Source organism: Chitinophaga sp. CC14 (assembly GCF_048957795.1).
Taxonomy (GTDB): Bacteria; Bacteroidota; Bacteroidia; order Chitinophagales; family Chitinophagaceae; genus Chitinophaga; species Chitinophaga ginsengisegetis.
The window spans coordinates 463,322-482,286 of record NZ_JARBFY010000001.1 but is presented as its reverse complement, the minus strand read 5'-3'; the positions used below and the strand labels follow the sequence as shown (position 1 = coordinate 482,286).

Genomic DNA, 18,965 nt, shown 5'->3' with positions numbered 1-18,965 from the left:
CCAACGGCTATATGTTATATTTTTCCAGTCTTCTGTAAAGGGCGGCCCTGCTAAGTCCCAGTTCTTTGGCGGCTTCGGTGATGTTGCCGTTGCATTTTTTCATCGCCTGGGAAATGATGTTGCGTTCCATTTCTTCCAGGTTATAGCCGGTGTCCATTGCCTGATCGGCGTTGTTGTTACTTTTCACAAACACATCTTTGGGCTGGAGTGTTTTTCCCTGTGAGAGGATCACGGCTCTTTCCAGTGCATGTTGCAGTTCGCGGATATTGCCGGGCCAGTCGTACCGCTGCAGCTGGGTGATGAGTGATTCGTGCATGCTGTTTACCGGGCGTTTATATTTATCTCGGTACAGCTGCAGGAAATGTTCTGCCAGCGGGATGATATCTTCCACGCGTTCACGCAGTGGCGGCAGGTGTATTTCGATGGTATTGATACGATAGAGCAGATCCTGTCTGAACAGGTGTTGCGCAGCCATGTGCGAGATGTTGCGGTTGGTGGCGCAGATCAGTCTAACGTCGATGGGTATACTTTTATTGGAACCTACTTTTGTAACCGACCTGTTTTGCAGTACAGTAAGCAGTTTTGCCTGGAAGGGGATGGAAATGTTTCCTATTTCGTCCAGGAAGATGGTGCCTCCGTTGGCTTCTTCAAAGCGGCCGGCGCGGTCTTCGCGGGCATCGGTGAAGGCGCCTTTTACGTGGCCGAACAGTTCACTTTCAAAGAGGGTTTCGCTGATGGCGCCGAGGTCTACGCTTACGAAGGGTTTGCTGCTCCGGTTCGACTGTGCATGTATCTGGCGGGCCAGCATATCTTTACCGGTACCATTTTCACCGAGGATGAGGATATTTGCATCCGTGGCGGCTACTTTGGATACGGTATCAAATACGGCGAGCATACCGGGGCTTTTACCGATTACCTGGTTGCCGGGATGATGTACCGCAGCAGGTGGTTTATCCTGTTGGGCTGCACGTTTGTTGTAGGCTGTTTGAATAGTGGCAAGAAGCTTTTCGTTTTCCCAGGGTTTGAGCACAAAATCAACTGCACCGGCCTTGATAGCCCTTACCGCCATTTCCACGTCGCCATAAGCAGTGAATAATACAACGGCCGTTTCCGGTTTTATATCCAGGATCCGATCGAGCCATTCAAAGCCTTCTTTTCCGCTGCTCAGGTCGCGTGTAAAGTTCATATCCAACAGGATTACATCGTAATCGAAATTGGATACGAGATAGGGTATTTTTTGCGGATTCTTCTCAAAATCAACCTGTTCGAAATGTCTTTTAAGTAACAGGCGGGCCGCACGTAAAACATCTACATCATCATCAACAATTAAAATCTTTCCTGGTTGCATGGTAGTCATATGCGAATGGTGAATAGGTGACAATATTAAACAAAGATTCTTTCAAACCCACAGCTAATTTCAGGAACTTTTAAAAGTGTCCGATTATGGACACCGCTTGTCCGGCAAAGGACGTTTTTTTAAACCATTTTTCCCTGAAAACGTTGCTGGTAAGCGGTTTTCAGCTTTGGCATGTGGATTGACTTTCTCCGGTCAGCAAACTTTTCGCTAAAAAACATGGACAGAAAATTAGAAAAGAAGTTTTGGAATAAAAAGCGCATCCTGATGATAGGTGGTGGCGCGGCAGTAGCAATGCTGCTGTTGTATACATTGCTTTTTGCGGATCACCGGGCCACCCTGAATGTAGAAAAGGACAAGATCACTATCTCTACAGTAAAGAAAGGAACCTTTGATGTATATATTGCCGTTACCGCTGTGGTAATGCCCCTGAAAACCATCCGCCTGGATGCCATTGAAGGCGGATATGTAAGCCGTAAGTACCTGGATGGAGGTAGTATGGTAAAGGAAGGCGACTCTATCCTGCGGCTGGATAACCAGCGTATGATGATGGACTTTGTAAACCATGAAACAGAGATCTACCGTTTACGCAATGAACTGCAGAATACCCGCCTGAGCATCCGCCAGCAGGAATTTACCATGCAGCAAACCATTTCAGATATCGACGCCAAGATAGAAGCTGCACAGGATCTGTACGACCGGAACAAGCAACTGGTGGAAGAGAAGATCGTTGCCCGCCAGGAGTTCAACAAAAACAAATTTGAACTGGAAGGACTCCTCCGTCAGAAAGATATCCAGCTGCAATCCCAGAAATACCAGCTGGACAATGCCAAAATACAGATTACCCAGCTGGAGGGCACCCTGGCCAGAACCCAGCGTAACCTGGACCTGATGCGGGAAAACCTGAACAGCCTGATTGTTCGCGCCCCGGTATCCGGACAGCTCTCTTCCATCGACGTGGAAGTTGGTTCCAGCATCACCGCCGGCCAGAATATTGGCCAGATCGATGACCTGAATGGATTTAAATTACGCGCCGATATAGACGAACACTATGTTTCACAGGTATTTGCCGGGTTGAAAGCCACCTTCGAATTCGATGGCAAATCTTACGAAATGCTGGTTACAAAGGTATATCCCGAAGTAAAAAGCGGCCGTTTCCAGGCCGATATGACCTTTGAAAAGAATACGCCGGAAGGCATCCGCCGTGGACAATCCTCTCCTATCCGCCTTGTATTGGGTAAGTCCGCAGAAGCCATCCTTTTACCACTCGGCGGATTTTTCTCCGACACCGGTGGTAACTGGGTATATGTAGTGGATAAAAGCGGCAACCGCGCAGTAAAACGTAATATTTCGCTGGGCCGCAAAAATCCGCTATATTTTGAAGTACTGGAAGGCCTGCAGCCAGGCGACCAGGTGATCACTTCCTCTTATGAGAATTTCGGTAACAAAGATGTTTTATCCTTTTAGTTCATCCATTTTTTTATATAAACTAGCATTTAAAATAAATAACACTTATGATACGCACTGTTAACTTACAGAAGCTGTTTACAACAGAAGAGGTAGAAACCACTGCTCTCAATGGTATTAACATGGAAGTGCAGGATGGAGAATTTGTGGCGATCATGGGACCCTCCGGTTGCGGCAAATCCACTTTGCTGAACATATTGGGTCTGCTGGATAACCCCAGCGATGGCGAGTATCACTTCTGGGATAAGGAAGTAGCGCGTATGAGTGAAAGACAAAGAGCACAGCTTCGCAAAGGTTCCATTGGATTCGTGTTCCAGAGCTTTAACCTCATTGATGAGCTGACCGTTTTCGAGAATGTGGAATTGCCCCTGCTCTATCTGAAAGTTCCCGCTGCTGAAAGAAAAGTGAAGGTAGAAGAGGTGCTGGAACGCATGAACATTATGCACCGCCGTAACCACTTCCCGCAGCAGCTGTCCGGTGGTCAGCAACAAAGAGTAGCCATTGCCCGCGCCGTGGTAGCCAAGCCCAACCTGATACTGGCGGATGAGCCCACCGGTAACCTGGACTCTACCAACGGGGAAGAAGTAATGAAGTTGTTGCAGGAGCTGAACAACTCCGGTACCACCCTGATCATGGTAACGCACTCCCCATATGATGCCGGGTTTGCACACCGTATTATCAACCTGTTTGATGGACGCGTGGTGACAGAGAATATCAAGGAGCAGTTTCATGTGTGATTTTTTCCGCCATTCTAAAACCACATCATGATGTTTCGGAACTATTTCAAAATTGCTGTCCGTCATTTGCAGCGCCATAAGTTCATTACGGTGATCAACATCTCCGGGCTGGCTGTGGGCATGGCCTGTTGTATACTGATTACGCTGTATGTGCGCGATGAGCTGGGTTTTGACAGGTTCCACCATAATACGGATAACCTTTATCGCGTTACAACTCAAAGCACCCGCCCAACCGGTAACACAGATTACGGCGCCGCTACCCAGTTTCCTATTGGTCCCAATCTGAAAAAAGATATCAGCAGTATAAAAGAATCCGTGCGCATTTTCGCACCGGGGAGTACACTTTATACTGCAGGAGATAAAAGAATCTGGGAAGAAAATACGGCCTTTGCCGATGAACCCTTCTTCCAGGTATTCAATTTCCCTTTACTGGAAGGGAATCCTGCTACTGTTTTAAAAGAACCTTATTCCATTGTATTAACCGAATCTGCTGCAAAAAAATACTTCGGAAATGAATCCCCAATTGGTAAACTGATAAAGGTAGGGAATGGCTACAGCTGCGCGGTAACCGGCGTGGCAAAGGACTTTCCGGCTAATACAGATCTTCGCATGACGATGATCATGTCGTTTTCCACGATGCTTAAAGAAGGATTAAAAGCGGGAAACGACGTGGAAAACCAGTGGTTCATGTTCGGCAACAATGTTACCTATGTGCAGCTGGCCGATCATACAGATCCTGATAAACTCACCAAAGAATTAAAAGCTTTTGTATCCACTCATATTGGTGGAATATTGAAGCGGCATAATATACAGTTTGCGCTGGAATTACAACCTATTCAAAATGTACACCTGCACCCGGAAGGCGACAAAGGAGTGGATAATTCTCCGTTGATCTGGTTATACATTGCTATAGCCGTTTTCCTGATCCTGATTGCCTGTATCAACTTTATGAACCTCACCACTGCACGGGCGCATGAAAGAGCAAAGGAAGTAGGATTACGTAAAGTGCTGGGCGCTGAAAGAAAGAGCCTTGTCATGCAATTTCTCACAGAATCACTGGTGATCAGTATCATTTCTTTTGTGCTGGCTATTTTGCTGGTGGGCCTGGTAATGCCGCTGTTTAATACCATTACAAGTAAAGAACTGTTATTACTTTCTTCCGCAGATAGTTTTTTATATGCTGGTTTATTATTGCTGGTACTGGTTGTTGGCCTGGTAGCCGGCAGCTATCCTGCGCTTTACCTGTCTGGTTTGATACCGGTACGCGTATTGAAAGGCAATTTTATTACTTCCGGTTCCCGTGTGCTGATACGTCGTGGATTGGTAGTGGCGCAATTTGCGGTAGCCGTAGCGCTGATCATTTCCACGGTAGTGGTATTTTCCCAGCTTCGTTACTGGCAAACAAAGAACCTCGGATTCGACAAAGAGCATCTCGTAAATATATACCTGTCCGGCGTGGATGGCAGCGCTAAAGTTGCACTGCTGAAATCTTCTTTCTTAAACCAGTCAGGTGTGCAGCAGGCTTCCATGCATAACTTTTTAATGGGCAGTGGCGTGTTTAACAATAACCCGGTAGTACGTGAGGGTGAAGATGATAAAGAAGGTTTCGTAGCGGGGATCATTCAATCGGATTTTGACCTGCTTAAAACAACCGGTATCAAACTGGTGTCCGGACGTGATTTTAACCCGGCGCTGGCCACTGATTCATCTGATGCCTATATCATAAACCAGGCCGCCGCACGGCAGTTTGGATTTAAAGATGATGCTGTGGGTAAACGGATTGAATGGCGACCAGGCTATATGAGCAGGCACGGCACCATTATAGGAGTAGTGGAAGATTTTAACCTCCGCTCGCTGCAATCGGCGGTAGATCCTATCATTTACATGGTAAGGCAGGAAGAGGTAGCTATCATTACACTGCGGCTTGCCGCCGGCGATCAGAAGGCGATATTAAAGCGTGTGGAAGCCGCATGGAACAGCATCGTTCCGGACGTACCATTTAATTTCACCTTTGTGGAAGCTGATATACAGTCGAAGTATGCCTCTGAACGTACACTGGGCAAATTATTCGGTATCTTCTCCGGCCTCGCCATCTTTATAGCCTGTATGGGCCTGCTGGGATTGTCTATGCTCATTTCCCGGCAGCGTACCAAAGAGATCGGCATCCGCAAAGTGCTGGGTGCTTCTGTTGCCAATATTTCATTGTTGTTATCGAAAGACTTTCTCAAACTGGTTTTGATAGGTATCTGCATTGCTTCTCCCATAGCCTGGTACGGTATGGAAAAATGGCTGCAGAACTTTGCTTTCCGGGTACACGTTGAGTGGTGGGTGTTTTTACTCACTGCCGTTGTGGTAGTGCTGATAGCATTGTGTACCGTCAGCTTGCAATCTGTAAGAGCGGCATTAATGAATCCGGTTAAATCACTTAGATCTGAATAAACATGATTAAGAACTATTTCCGCATTGCCTGGAGGAGTCTGAAAAGAAGCCGGTTTTTCGCTGCGGTGAATATCGCAGGGCTGGCCTTTGGTATGGCAGTGTGCATGTTTATCCTCTGCTGGGTACTGGATGAATACAGTATTGATAAGTTCCATTCAAACGGGAAGAATATTTACCGGCTGCAGGCGAATGTCGACTGGGGTGGTATACGTACCATGACGGCTACACCTGTTGTACTGGCAGATGATCTGAAAGATAATTTCCCGGAGATAACGGCGAACGTGAAAGTGCGCACGACTTATAGCAATATGTTGTTTAAAACCGCGCAGAAATCCGGCCTGGAAAAAAATTATATATACGCCACGTCTAACCTGCTGGAAGAGATGGATTTTCCGGTAGTAGCCGGAGATAAACATTCCGCGCTGACGCAACCCAAATCCATTGTACTGACTGAATCATTTGCAAAAAAATATTACGGCACCACCGATCTGGTAGGAAAGATCATTAACGTGGAAAAGAACAATGCATTACAGGTAACGGCTATCGTGAAAGATGTACCCGCTGCGTCATCCATTCAGTTTGACTTTATCCTGCCCTTTGCGCTTTCCCTGCAGCAAGATCCCTGGCTGCTGAAACCAGGTAGTTATAGCATTTATAATTACATGGTGATAAAACCCGGTACGGATATTTCCCGTCTCACTGCAAAGATGCAGCAACACTACGCTAAACTTAACCCCGGCAATAAGAACGACGTATGGCTGCAACCTTTCCGGGACATCTATCTGCATGAAAAATATGAAAATGGAAAAGTAGCCGGCGGAAGAATTGAATATGTGCGTTTGTTTTTTATTACGGCACTTATTGTACTGGCTATAGCCTGTATCAACTTCATGAACCTATCCACGGCACAGGCTTCCAAAAGAGCCCGGGAAGTAGGTGTACGTAAATCAATGGGTGCCTCCAGGCTTTCACTGATGCTGCAGTTTACCGGGGAAGCAATCCTGATGTGCGCTATTGCAGCCGTTACTGCGGCAGCAATAGTATACCTGCTGATGCCGGCGTTCAATAATTTTACAGGCAAACATATCACGTTTACGTTGCCTGTTACCCTTAAATACCTGTTAGGGATACTGGGTGTAATACTGGTGACCGGCTTGCTGGCCGGCAGTTACCCTGCTTTTGTATTGTCGCGTTTCCTGCCGGTGAAGGTATTGAAAGGTGACCTGAGCAGCGGCAGCGGCGCTTCCCTGTTCCGGAAAAACCTGGTGGTGCTGCAGTTTGTACTCTCTTTCATTTTTATTGTGAGCAGCGTAGTGATCTACAACCAGATGCAGTATATCTACCACCGTAACCTGGGGGTTGACAAAGAAAATGTAATGTATATAGAGCTGGATGAAGGCTTTTCTGCCAACCAGAACGCTATTGAGCAATCGCTGGCGCAGCTGCCGCAGGTAAAGTCGTTTACCTACAACAGTTTCCTGCCACTGTCTATTAGCGGTACAAGTGCCGACCTGGGCTGGGAAGGAAAACCCGATAAGCTGATTGTAAATACCGCGCCGCAACAGGTGGGATACGACTATGTTTCCACTATGGGAATGACGATGAAGGAAGGCCGCGATTTCTCCCGTGATTTTGCTTCAGACTCCGGCGCTTATATCATCAATGAAACAGCCGCCCGTGTAATGGGCATGAAACACCCGTTAGGAAAACAGATCAGTTTCTGGAAAGGAAAAGGAACAATTATCGGCGTGGTAAAGGATTATCATTTTGCTTCTATGCGGGAAAATATTTCATCAATGGTGATGATGCTGGAACCAAAGGATAACGGCTATATGATGATCCGCCTGGCAAAAGGAGAAGTATCCGGCCAGGTGGCGGCTGTAGAAAAGGTGTTCAATACACTGAACGCCGGCTACCCGGTAGATTACCATTTCCTTGATGAAACGTTTGACAACATGTACAGGTCGGAAACGATGTTGCGTAAACTGGCGCAGGTATTTGCGGTGGTGGCGGTCCTGATATCCTGCCTGGGACTATTCGGATTATCCGTTTTTACTGCCGAGCAGCGCAAAAAGGAAATTGGTATCCGCAAAGTTTTGGGTGCTTCTGTAATGAACGTTACCCGTTTGCTTTCAAAAGAATTCCTGACCCTGGTGATCATTGGTATCTTACTGGCCACGCCTATCAGCTGGTACATGATGAATAACTGGTTATCCGGGTTTGCGTATCATACAAATTTATCTGCCTGGATCTTTATCATTGCCGGTGTGCTGGCAGTGGTGATAGCGTTGGCAACGGTGAGTTTCCAGTCGGTGAAGGCCGCTATGGCCAATCCTGTAAAATCTTTAAAAGCCGAGTAATTTTATGTTCAAGCGTTATATCGTCATAACATTCAGAAATCTGCAGCGGCAAAGGTTGTTTACCTTTATCAACATAGCCGGGCTGGCGGTGAGTATGACGGTATGCCTGATCGTATTGATCTCCGTCAGGGAAAATTTCAGTTATGATAACTTTCACCCTGCTGCTTCGCGTACCTGGAGAATCACTACCCATGCGCAAACGCCGGACGGAAGAAAATATCATATGGCCAGTGTGCCCTTGCCAATGGGTGCGGCGTTGAAAAATAATTATGCTGCCGTTGAAAATGAGGCTACTTTATACGGTGTTTTGAACGGAGAAGGGAAAATAGATAAGAAGAAGATCTATATCAGCGGGACATTTGCCACGCCTTCCTTTTTTGAGGTGTTTGGCTTTAAACTGGCCGCAGGTGATCCCCGCACCGCGTTAGTTACTCCCAATAGTATTGTACTTACGGCAGAAACAGCCCAACGCTTTTTTGGCACCAATGATCCGATGGGAAAAGTAATCCAGTTCGATCGCTTTGGCAGCTTTATCGTTAGTGGGGTAATGGAACCTGCACCCTCCAAATCACATATCGATTACGAAGCCTTTGCGGCGATGTCGTCTGTGCCTTTACTGGAACAAAGTAAAGTATTGCCGGACAAACTGAATAACTGGGACCAGGTACAAAGCAGCTATACCTATGTGGTGATGCGTCGCGGCGAAAAGTTATCGGCATTGGAATCTGCCCTGAAAGACCAGGCCCACCGCTACGACGGACTGGTACAGAAAGGACAGGGCAGCATGGCTTTTGAGCCACAGGCGCTTAGCAAAATCACACCATCGCAGGAGCTGGTGGACGACATCGGCGGTACGCCGCCCTGGGGCAAAATACTGGCAGAAATAGGCGTGGCATTGGGGCTGATTATCTGCGCCTGTTTTAACTACACCAATTTATCCATTGTGCGTTCTTTACAGCGGGCCAAAGAAGTAGGCGTGCGGAAAGTAAATGGCGCGCAACGCTGGCAGATATTTTTACAGTTTATTACGGAATCTGTGATCATGTGTATATTATCGCTGATCATGGCGGTTTTATTGCTGTTGCTGATGCAGTCCACGCATTTCAGGGGATTACCGGTTCCCGACAACAATCTGCTGGAGCCCCGGTTGCTTATGCTATTCCTTTTGTTCAGCATCGTCATTGGTATAGTGGCAGGCGCTATTCCCGCATGGGCCCTATCTGTTTTTCAGCCGGCTAAGGTATTAAAGAACCTCATCGATATTAAACTGTTTGGCGGACTGGGATTAAGAAAAACACTCATCGTCATCCAGTTTTCCCTGTCGTTAACCGCCATCATCTTCCTCGTAACAGTGTATCGGCAATTCCATTATAAAGCCATTAAGGACATGGGCTTCTATCGTAAAGATATCCTGAATGTACCGCTGGCGGATGCGGATTTCCAACGGATGAAGGAGCGGATGCTGCAATTGAAGGATGTGGGAACAGCCACTGCCAGTTCCGGAACATTAGGAATGCCAAGACATTGTAACTTTTGCGTTATCCGCACTGGTGAGAGCAAGGATAGAATGGAATTTGGTTACTACGCCGGGGATGCGGACTTCCTCAAAGTAATGCACCTGAGATTGATGGCTGGCACTACTTTCCCCGAATCCGCTTCTGCTGAAAAAGAACAATATATTATTATCAACGAAAAGGCGGTCAGCGTAATGGGTATAAAATCTCCTGCAGACGCTATCGGAAGAACCTTGTTCCTGTCCGATTCCCTGCCTGTAAGTATCATTGGCGTAGTAAAAGATTTCAACTTCCAGCCGATAGAAGTAAATATCCGCCCGATGGCGATCCGTTTTGTGCCTGCCGAATTCCATCAGCTGCAGTTAGCAATGCTGAAAGGAGATAAAGAACAGCAGGTAGCAGACGTGAAGAAAATATGGGCTGCTATGCATCCCGGGGAAATATTCACCTCGGAATGGATGGATGAGCAGCTAGGTAGCCGCGACGGAAGAGAGGTGGTTTCCATGCTGGGTTTCCTGGTGTTCATTACCACTTTGATAGCTGCATTAGGACTGCTGGGCATTGTAGCCTATACCTCTTTTACCCGCAGAAAAGAAATCGCTATCCGCAAAGTACTGGGCGCCAGTGCGGCGGGGCTGTTAATGCTTTTGTCTAAAAACTATATAAAATTAATCGTCATAGCGGGATGTATTGCCCTGCCACTGGGATATATCAGTAGCCTGCTTTTCCTGCAGATATTTGCTTACCGGGTAAGCACAGGCATTTTGGCAATGCTGGGAAGCTTTTTATTCCTGGTATTCCTGGCACTGGTCACCATTTTTTCACAAACCTGGAGAGCTATTGAAGTGAACCCGGCAGATAACCTGAGAAACGATTGACTATGCTACTATTCAATTACATAGAATTTGCCGTGAAAGCCGCCATCAGGGACCCGGTAAACGCATTAAAGATAGAATAACAAGTGAACAGCAAATCAGAGTGTGTGTCTACACGCCCTGCTTTTATTTTTTATCACTTTAAATATAGCCGTATGTTAAAGAGTTACTTAAAGATTGCCTGGAGAAATTTGCGGAAACAAAAAGTGTTCGCCGCCGTTAACATTGTGGGAATGAGTACCGCATTGTGTGCCGCACTACTTTTGTCTCTTACTGCATACCGGGAATGGACCTACGATAATTTTCATGAGAACGGGAAAGATATATACCAGCTGATTGGTATCGAAGACACCGGCGGCCAGGTGAAAACAGGTTCCAGTATGTCGAAACCACTGGCAGTGGCTTTGCAGAAAGAGGTACCGGGCGTAAAAGGTATCACGTTTATAGCCGGGTATAATGTGCCGGTAAGATATGGCGCCAATCATTACTACCTGGGTGCGCAAATGGTAGACAAGGATTTTTTGAAGATGTTTACCTTCCCGGTGATTAAGGGAAATAAGAATAGTGCATTACAGCAACTGAACCAGGTAGTACTCACAAAGCGCGCTTCGGGAATCCTGTTTAAAGATACCGATGGGGTAGGTAAAACTGTGGAACTGAACCTGAATGGTAAATGGCAGCCTTTCATTGTAAGCGCAATAGCCGCCGATATTCCCGATAACTCAGGGATGTATTTCGAGTTGCTCACACGGTTTGAAAATGAACCCGAATATAATAGCACCAAAAACGATTGGAGCGCATCAAATTTTCCTTTGTTTGTTCAGCTGGAACCGGGCGTCAGTAAAACTTCTTTCGAGAAAAATATGAACATGGTGGTGAACAAATATTATAAAGGGAAGATAGAAGACCTGCAAAAAAACGCAGGGGGCGTTAAAAACGTGTTTTACCTGAAAGGACTTCCGCTGAAAGATTTCCACCTGGACGCAGACAGCTCTTTTTACAGTGGCCTGAATAAATTTTATCCCTGGCTGATGATCATCCTTGCTACGCTGATTATCGGTATTGCCGCTATCAACTTTATTAATCTCTCTATAGCCAGATCCTTTGCCCGCAGTGGTGAAATAGGTTTGCGGAAATCCCTCGGGGCGCAGAATGGTCAGCTGCTGCTGCAGTTCTGGGCAGAAGCGTTCCTGTTGTGCTGCTTTGCGCTGGTACTGAGCCTGGGGCTGATGATACTCCTGCTGCCTTATTACAACCAGGTGTTCGGGCATCATATTGCGCTGAGTGTATTCCGTAATATATGGGTAGTAACCGGCACTATTGCCGGCTTCTTCCTGATCACGTTACTGGCAGGTGGTTACCCGGCCTGGAAAGTGGCGCGGCTCAATATCCTGCAGGTGCTGAAAGGCAAGATGGGCATGGGTAAAAGCAGTGGTGTCCGCAACGGACTCATTGTTGTACAATTTATGGTGGCGGTAGTGCTGATCAGTTGCACGTCCATCATCTGGCAACAACTTAATTTCATACAGTCGGCCCCGTTAGGATATAATTCTTCCCAGGTGATCAGTATCCCGCTCGATAATGCCACGCCTTCGGATATCACTACCATGAAAAACAGGCTCGCCGAAATGGGTGAGGTAAGAAGCGTGAGCGGCAGCATGTTAAACCTGGGCATGGGAAAAGATGGCTCTTCCGGCAACTGGACCCGGGGCTTCATCTATAAAGACCGCCACGTTTCCACGCAATGCCTCGCAGTAGATTACGACTACGCCAAAACGCTGGACCTCAAAATATTATCCGGCCGCGATTTCTCCCGGGAATACGGAACAGACAGCAGTGCTGTAGTAATCAATGAACTGATGGCGAAGCAACTGGGCGTAACAGATCCGGTAGGCATAACTTTCCGGATGAGCGACGATGAGCCGCCGGTACATGTAATTGGCATGGTAAAGGATTATCACTTTGAATCGTTACACAAGAAAATTGATCCGCTGGTGATGATCATGAATGCTCCCCTGAACTATATCTTCGTAAAAGTGGAAACCCACAACCCGGTAGCCTCACTGAAAAAGATCACTACGCTCTGGAAAGGTATTAATGAACTGGCAGAAAGCGATCCTTCTTTCCTCGATGAAAATGCACAACGGTTATACAGACAGGAACAACGGTTTTCAAAGATATTTATGAGTGGCGCTGTTCTCGCCGTGATCATTTCCTGCATGGGATTATTTGCAATTGCCGTGCTGGTGATGGCGCACCGTAAAAAAGAAATTGGTATCCGTAAAGTATTAGGTGCATCTGTGAGTGGTATTGTGTTGTTGTTGTCGAAAGATTTTCTCCGCCTGGTACTTGTGGCAGTACTGATAGCCACCCCGGCAGCCTGGTATTTCATGCACCGCTGGCTGGAAGGATTTGAATACCATACCACCATTCATTGGTGGGTATTCGGGGTAGCAGGGCTGCTGGCGGTATGCATTGCTTTTTTAACCGTGAGTTTGCAGTCGGTGAAAGCTGCGCTGGCAAACCCCGTAAACAGTTTAACCAGGGATTAACGTTAAAATATCACCTATGATGTGGCGTAATTATTTGAAAACAGCGGTAAGAAATCTGATGAAACGCAAGCTGTACTCGGCGATCAATATCACCGGGCTTTCTGCGGGCATTGCCTGTTTCATACTGCTGGCGCTGTACCTCCGGAACGAATGGACGTATGATCAGTTCCACGCGCATGCGGCGGAGTTGTACCGTATCCGTCTCGACTATGGCGAAAAGGACCAGCCGGTGACTCACACCGCCCTCACGCCGGGCGGACTGGCGCCGGTGATGAAAGATTTCCCGGAAGTGAAATACATCTCCAGGGTTTATCCTTCGGCTACCACAGTGGCCTACGGGGATAAGGTAATGAACGAGAATAGCTTTCTTTACGCAGATCCCGCCTTTTTCAACATGTTTTCTTTCCCGCTGATAGCGGGAAATGCAGCTACTGTGTTGAGTGGCCCCAATATGATAGTGCTGTCTGAAACGATGGCCAGGAAGTACTTTGGAACTACTGATATAGTAGGTAAAACGCTAAAGATTAATAACAGAAAGGAATACCAGGTAACCGGTGTGGCAATAGATCCTCCTGCGAACACGCACCTGAAGTTTGATTTTATAGCCAGCTATGCCTCGCTGGGCAAACAAGACACCTGGAATTCCGCGAATGATTATACGTACATACAACTGGCAAACAACACTACTGCCGGTGCGCTGCAAGGCAGGTTAACCAACCTGGTAAAAGAACAGATGGGCAATGCTACCAGGAGTGGCGTTACGTTCGGTTTTGTGCCGGAATCTGTACCCGGTATCCATCTCCATTCTATCTCTCTAAATTCAACAGAACCAGGCGGGGATATCCGCTATAATTATATCCTTACCATTATCGCGGCGTTGTTGTTGCTGATTGCGTGCATCAACTTTATGAACCTGGCCACGGCCCGTTCTGCGGAAAGAGGCCGCGAAATCGGTGTGCGGAAAGCCCTGGGCGCAGTACGCGGACAGCTGTTCTGGCAGTTCATTGCAGAGTCTACGCTGATCTCCTTTTGCGCGATGGTACTGGGAATAATGATTGCTTTGGTACTGTTGCCGGCATTTAACAACATGGCCGGTACTACCCTGAAGCTCGGACTGGGCAGCTACCACATCTACCTATGGCTGGCTGGTATTTTTCTTTGTACTACTTTTTTTGCAGGTACTTATCCGGCCCTGTTCCTGTCGGGCTTCCGGCCGGTACAGGTATTAAAGGGAAGGGTGATGCATGGTTCGGGCGGCAGCATCCGTAAAAGCCTGGTAGTGTTTCAGTTTGCGGCTTCGGTGTTTTTTATTATCTGCACACTGGTGATGGGCAACCAGCTGAAATATATCCAGCATAAGAAAATAGGACTGGACAGGTCGCAGGTATTGGTGCTGTCGGGAGAAAACTTTAACCGGCAGATGCTGGAAACGTTTAAAGGCCGGCTCTTGCAACAATCAGGTGTAAAATACGTAAGTGCATCCTACGACTCACCGGTATCGGTAGGTGGTGGATATACGATTGGCAGCCTGGAAGGGAAACCGGCAGACTATAGCATGAATATTACCGCTATCCCTGTGGAGAAAGATTACCTGCAAACAATGGGGATTTCATTGCTGGCCGGCGCAAACTTAACCGACGCAGATATACTGGATGTTTTAAAAGAAGATAAAGACCGGGTATACCACTTCTTTCTCAACGAAACCGCGGTAAAGCAACTGGGCTGGACAGCCGAAACCGCAACAGGAAAGCGGATGGTGATGAATGGCCGCGCCGGAACAATTAAAGGCGTGATGAAAGATTTTCACTTTGCTTCTATGAAAAGCAAAATAGAACCCATCGTTGTTTTCCCGGAATATGAATGGTTTGGGGAAATCCTCGTTAAAACTTCCGGGGATAATCAGCAACAGGTAATAGCGGGAATAGAAAGCATCTGGAAAGATTATCTGCCCGCAGTGCCTTTCGCGTATCATTTTATGGACGAAGACTTTAACGGATTATATAAATCGGAATTCAGAACCGGTACCATTTTATCAACCTTTTCTATCGTTATTATCCTTGTTTCCTGTCTTGGTTTACTGGGACTGGCTGCGTTTACTGCAGAACAACGTACCCGCGAAGTGGGCATCCGCAAGGTATTGGGCGCTTCTGCCACCAGCGTGGTGGCCTTGCTGTCGAAAGATTTTATTAAGCTGGTGCTGATATCGCTTTGTATCGCTTCCCCGTTTGCCTGGTATGCCATGCATCAATGGTTGGAAGGCTTTGCTTATCATACCCGTTTACATGCAGGTACTTTCCTGCTGGCAGGTGCTATCGCTATTGTAATAGCCTTGCTCACGGTGAGTTTACAGTCGGTAAAAGCAGCATTAATGAACCCGGTTAAAAGTCTGAGATCAGAATAAACACTTGTATCATGCTAAAGAATTTTCTACTGGTATCTTTCAGAAGTATCTGGCGCAACAAAGCCTTCTCCATAATCAATATCATGGGGCTGGTAGTGGGCATCAGCGCGGCGTTGATGGTGTACCTGGTGGTACATTATGAAAACAGCTTCGACCGGTTTGAAAAGGATGGCGACCATATTTACCGGGTGGTAACGGAAATTGATTTCAACGGCGATATCATTAAAAATTCTGGCATTGCCGCGCCGGTAGCGGGCATGGTGGCAAATTATATTCCTGCCGCCGAAACAGTAGCGCCGTTTTTTGAGAATGACATCACCGGCAGGATTACCGTTAACGGAAAGGATTTTAAGAACGGAAAGGATATTATTTATGCAGATAAAAATTACTTCAGTCTTATCCCGCATCAGTGGTTGGCAGGATCTCCTGAAACCTCTTTGCAGCAGCCATTTAAAGTGGTATTAACCTCCGGCAAGGCGGCCGCCTATTTCCCGGGATTGCCCGCGGAGGCGGTACTGGGGAAGGAAATTATTTATGACGATACCATTCGTACAACAGTAAGTGGAATAGTGGCCGACCTGCAATATCCCTCTGATTTTGCCAACAAAGAATTCATTTCGCTGGCTACGCTGCAGAGCAATGGGTTAAAAGAAATGTATAGCCTCGACCAGTGGAATAGTGTGAATGCCAGTTCACAGCTACTCGTAAAACTAAACGCATCGGCCAATGTACCGAAAGTAACTGCGCAGCTCACAAAACTGAAAGATGAGCACCGGGTAGCTGATTATACCAAAACCACCCTGCATTTGCAGGCGCTGCGCGATATTCATTTCAATAAAGATTATACGGCACAGGGCCGGCCGGCCAGCTTAACCCGGTTATATGCGCTGGGTGGCGTAGCATTGGCGTTGTTGCTGCTGGCGGGGATCAACTTTATTAATCTTACTACCGCCCAGGCCGCCCGCAGGGCCAGGGAAACCGGTATCCGCAAATCGCTGGGAAGCAGTTTCCCCCAGCTGATCACCCAGTTTCTCAGTGAAACGTTGTTGCTTACTTTGCTGGCATGCATCCTGTCTGCATTGATCACGCCTTTGCTGATAATGGCATTCCACTCTTTTTTACCAGTTGGTTTAACGGCGATGACCCTGTACAGCTGGCAAACGGCGCTGTTCCTGGCCGGACTGTGTATCGCCATTACGCTGCTGGCAGGTATTTACCCGGCAATGGTGCTGGCCAGGTTTGAGCCGGTAGCGGTATTAAAAACACAGGTGCAGTCGGCCGCAGGAAAATTATGGCTGCGTAAAACCTTAACGGTATCACAGTTCGTGGTAGCGCAGGTATTTATCATAGCTACCATCATCGTGAGCAAACAGGTGCACTTTTCGCTGAGCCGCGATCCCGGCTTCCGGAAAGATGCCGTGGTAACGGTACGCACTCCTTTTCGCGGCTATGCGGCCAGTCAGCGTAACACACTCCAGGAAAAGTGGTCGGCTATCCCGGAAATCGCCCTGGTAAGCCAGGGAGGAATGCCGCCTTTATTCAGGGGATTTGTAAGCAGCACCTTCAGTTATCATAAAGGAGATAAAGAAATCAATAAGAATGTGGAGATCCGGTATGGCGACAGTGCCTATGCAAAACTATATGACCTGAAATTTGTGGCGGGCAGAAACCTGCGCACCAGCGATACCATTGCGGAATGGGTGTTAAATGAAAAAGCAGTAACTGCGCTGGGATTCCGTAATCCGCAGGATGTGATCGGGGAAATAGTACAGGGTCACCCGGTAGTAGGCGTGGTGAAAAACTTTTACACCAGCAGCACCCGTAAGGAAATACCGGCACTGGCCCTGACAAGTGATGCGTTGTGGCAACACCGCAACATGCACGTGCTTTTGCGGGCCCCCGGCGAAAACAGTATCGTCTGGAAGCATGCACTTGAAAAGATGGAGAAAGCCTGGAAAGAAGTGTACCCACGGGAAACCTTCAGCTATAATTTTCTTGATAAAAGTATAGAAGCTTTATATGAAGAAGAACGACGTACAGGGCAGCTCTTAAACTGGTGTGCGGGACTGGCATTCTTTATCAGCGCGCTGGGGTTATTGGGGTTGGTTATTTTTACCACTAACCAGCGCACCCGGGAAATTGGCATCCGGAAGGTATTGGGCGCTTCCGTATGGCAGATGGTGACCCTGCTCACCAGCGATTTTATGAAGCTGGTAGGTATTGCTTTCGTATTGGCTATCCCGTTGTCGTGGTGGGCCATGCAGCATTGGCTGTCGTCCTATGCTTACCGCACGCCGCTCAGCTGGTGGGTGTTTGCCGCCGGCGGCGGACTAATGGCTATACTGGCATTGGCTACTATGAGTATAAAAACGATCAGGGCGGCTTTGAGTAACCCGGTCAACGCACTAAAATCTGAATAACCGGAGCAGCTACTTTTAATTATATTGCTGAGCCGATATGCAGAAAATATCAATGTAAATTAAAAAACAAATTACCGATCATGATACAATTGCAGAAAATTTCCAGGCATTACCCGGTAGGATTCGGAAAAAATTACATCCTGAAAGATATTGACCTCACGATCAATGAAGGCGAGTTTGTATCTATTATGGGACCTTCCGGTTCCGGGAAATCCACCTTACTGCATATTTTGGGTTTACTGGAAGAACCATCCGAGGGACAGTACTTATTTGAGGGAGAGCGTGTAGACAAGATGAACGAGAAAAAACGGACCCAATTGCACAGGGGCTCCATTGGCTTTGTGTTCCAGGCATATCACCTGATAGATGAGTTAACCGTGTACGAAAATATTGAAACGCCGTTACTGTATAAGAATATACCTGCTTCAGAAAGAAAAAGCCGGGTGGCAGATGTGCTGGACCGCTTTAACATGGTGGCCAAAAAAGATCTGTTCCCCAATCAGTTATCCGGCGGACAGCAACAGCTGGTAGGTATTGCCCGCGCTATTGTAGCGGAACCCCGGGTGATCCTGGCCGACGAACCCACCGGTAACCTGCATTCCGATCAGGCAAAGGTGATCATGCAGTTGTTTAAACACCTGAACGAACAGGATAAAATTACAATTGTGCAGGTAACCCACTCAGACGTGAATGCCACCTATGGCAACCGCGTTATCCAGATCCGCGATGGACATATTCAACCATAATAAAGGCGGATCAGTTTTAAGAATTCTGTAAAAAAAAGATTATGTTGTACGCTCAATTAGTGAGGTATACTGCCATACCTACTAAATTTTTGCCTTCTAT

The 18,965-nt window shown here is 47.3% G+C and carries 10 protein-coding genes; 9 read left to right on the top strand and 1 reads right to left on the bottom strand.

Going from position 1 to position 18,965, the window contains the following annotated elements:
- Window positions 1-7: 7 nt before the first annotated feature.
- Window positions 8-1,357, bottom strand: coding sequence for a sigma-54-dependent transcriptional regulator (locus PV783_RS02020; RefSeq protein WP_079471268.1), 1,350 nt, complete (start codon window positions 1,355-1,357; stop codon window positions 8-10).
- 216 nt (window positions 1,358-1,573) lie between these two features.
- Between PV783_RS02020 and PV783_RS02015 the strand changes: the two genes are divergently transcribed.
- The 9 genes from PV783_RS02015 to PV783_RS01975 all read left to right on the top strand — a co-directional run bounded on the left by PV783_RS02015 (window position 1,574) and on the right by PV783_RS01975 (window position 18,865).
- The gene (locus PV783_RS02015) at window positions 1,574-2,821 is read left to right on the top strand and encodes an efflux RND transporter periplasmic adaptor subunit (protein WP_420986977.1); all 1,248 of its coding nucleotides are present in this window, start codon (window positions 1,574-1,576) and stop codon (window positions 2,819-2,821) included.
- A gap of 47 nt (window positions 2,822-2,868) precedes the next feature.
- Entirely contained in the window at window positions 2,869-3,558 is a 690-nt protein-coding gene (locus tag PV783_RS02010) for an ABC transporter ATP-binding protein (RefSeq protein WP_079471266.1), read from the top strand.
- 27 nt (window positions 3,559-3,585) lie between these two features.
- Complete coding sequence (locus PV783_RS02005) at window positions 3,586-5,997, top strand: ABC transporter permease (protein WP_420986976.1); 2,412 nt, start codon at window positions 3,586-3,588, stop codon at window positions 5,995-5,997.
- 2 nt (window positions 5,998-5,999) lie between these two features.
- Entirely contained in the window at window positions 6,000-8,357 is a 2,358-nt protein-coding gene (locus tag PV783_RS02000) for an FtsX-like permease family protein (RefSeq protein ID WP_420986975.1), read from the top strand.
- A gap of 4 nt (window positions 8,358-8,361) precedes the next feature.
- Window positions 8,362-10,749: an ABC transporter permease gene (locus PV783_RS01995; protein WP_420986974.1), complete on the top strand. Its 2,388-nt coding sequence runs from the start codon at window positions 8,362-8,364 to the stop codon at window positions 10,747-10,749.
- Window positions 10,750-10,901: 152 nt separating this feature from the next.
- On the top strand, window positions 10,902-13,298 hold the full coding sequence (locus PV783_RS01990; protein WP_420986973.1) for an ABC transporter permease: 2,397 nt from the start codon (window positions 10,902-10,904) through the stop codon (window positions 13,296-13,298).
- Window positions 13,299-13,314: 16 nt separating this feature from the next.
- On the top strand, window positions 13,315-15,699 hold the full coding sequence (locus PV783_RS01985) for an ABC transporter permease (protein ID WP_420986972.1): 2,385 nt from the start codon (window positions 13,315-13,317) through the stop codon (window positions 15,697-15,699).
- Between the two features lie 11 nt (window positions 15,700-15,710).
- Window positions 15,711-18,119: an ABC transporter permease gene (locus tag PV783_RS01980; protein WP_420986971.1), complete on the top strand. Its 2,409-nt coding sequence runs from the start codon at window positions 15,711-15,713 to the stop codon at window positions 18,117-18,119.
- Window positions 18,120-18,199: 80 nt separating this feature from the next.
- Window positions 18,200-18,865, top strand: a complete 666-nt coding sequence (locus PV783_RS01975) for an ABC transporter ATP-binding protein (RefSeq protein WP_079471258.1) — start codon at window positions 18,200-18,202, stop codon at window positions 18,863-18,865.
- Window positions 18,866-18,965: the final 100 nt, after the last annotated feature.

Coding starts and splice junctions, on each gene's coding strand:
- PV783_RS02005 (WP_420986976.1), top strand. CDS start 3,586: ATGATGTTTCGGAACTATTTCAAAATTGCTGTCCGTCATTTGCAGCGC.
- PV783_RS02015 (WP_420986977.1), top strand. CDS start 1,574: ATGGACAGAAAATTAGAAAAGAAGTTTTGGAATAAAAAGCGCATCCTG.
- PV783_RS01995 (WP_420986974.1), top strand. CDS start 8,362: ATGTTCAAGCGTTATATCGTCATAACATTCAGAAATCTGCAGCGGCAA.
- PV783_RS01980 (WP_420986971.1), top strand. CDS start 15,711: ATGCTAAAGAATTTTCTACTGGTATCTTTCAGAAGTATCTGGCGCAAC.
- PV783_RS01990 (WP_420986973.1), top strand. CDS start 10,902: ATGTTAAAGAGTTACTTAAAGATTGCCTGGAGAAATTTGCGGAAACAA.
- PV783_RS01975 (WP_079471258.1), top strand. CDS start 18,200: ATGATACAATTGCAGAAAATTTCCAGGCATTACCCGGTAGGATTCGGA.
- PV783_RS02020 (WP_079471268.1), bottom strand. CDS start 1,357: ATGACTACCATGCAACCAGGAAAGATTTTAATTGTTGATGATGATGTA.
- PV783_RS01985 (WP_420986972.1), top strand. CDS start 13,315: ATGATGTGGCGTAATTATTTGAAAACAGCGGTAAGAAATCTGATGAAA.
- PV783_RS02010 (WP_079471266.1), top strand. CDS start 2,869: ATGATACGCACTGTTAACTTACAGAAGCTGTTTACAACAGAAGAGGTA.
- PV783_RS02000 (WP_420986975.1), top strand. CDS start 6,000: ATGATTAAGAACTATTTCCGCATTGCCTGGAGGAGTCTGAAAAGAAGC.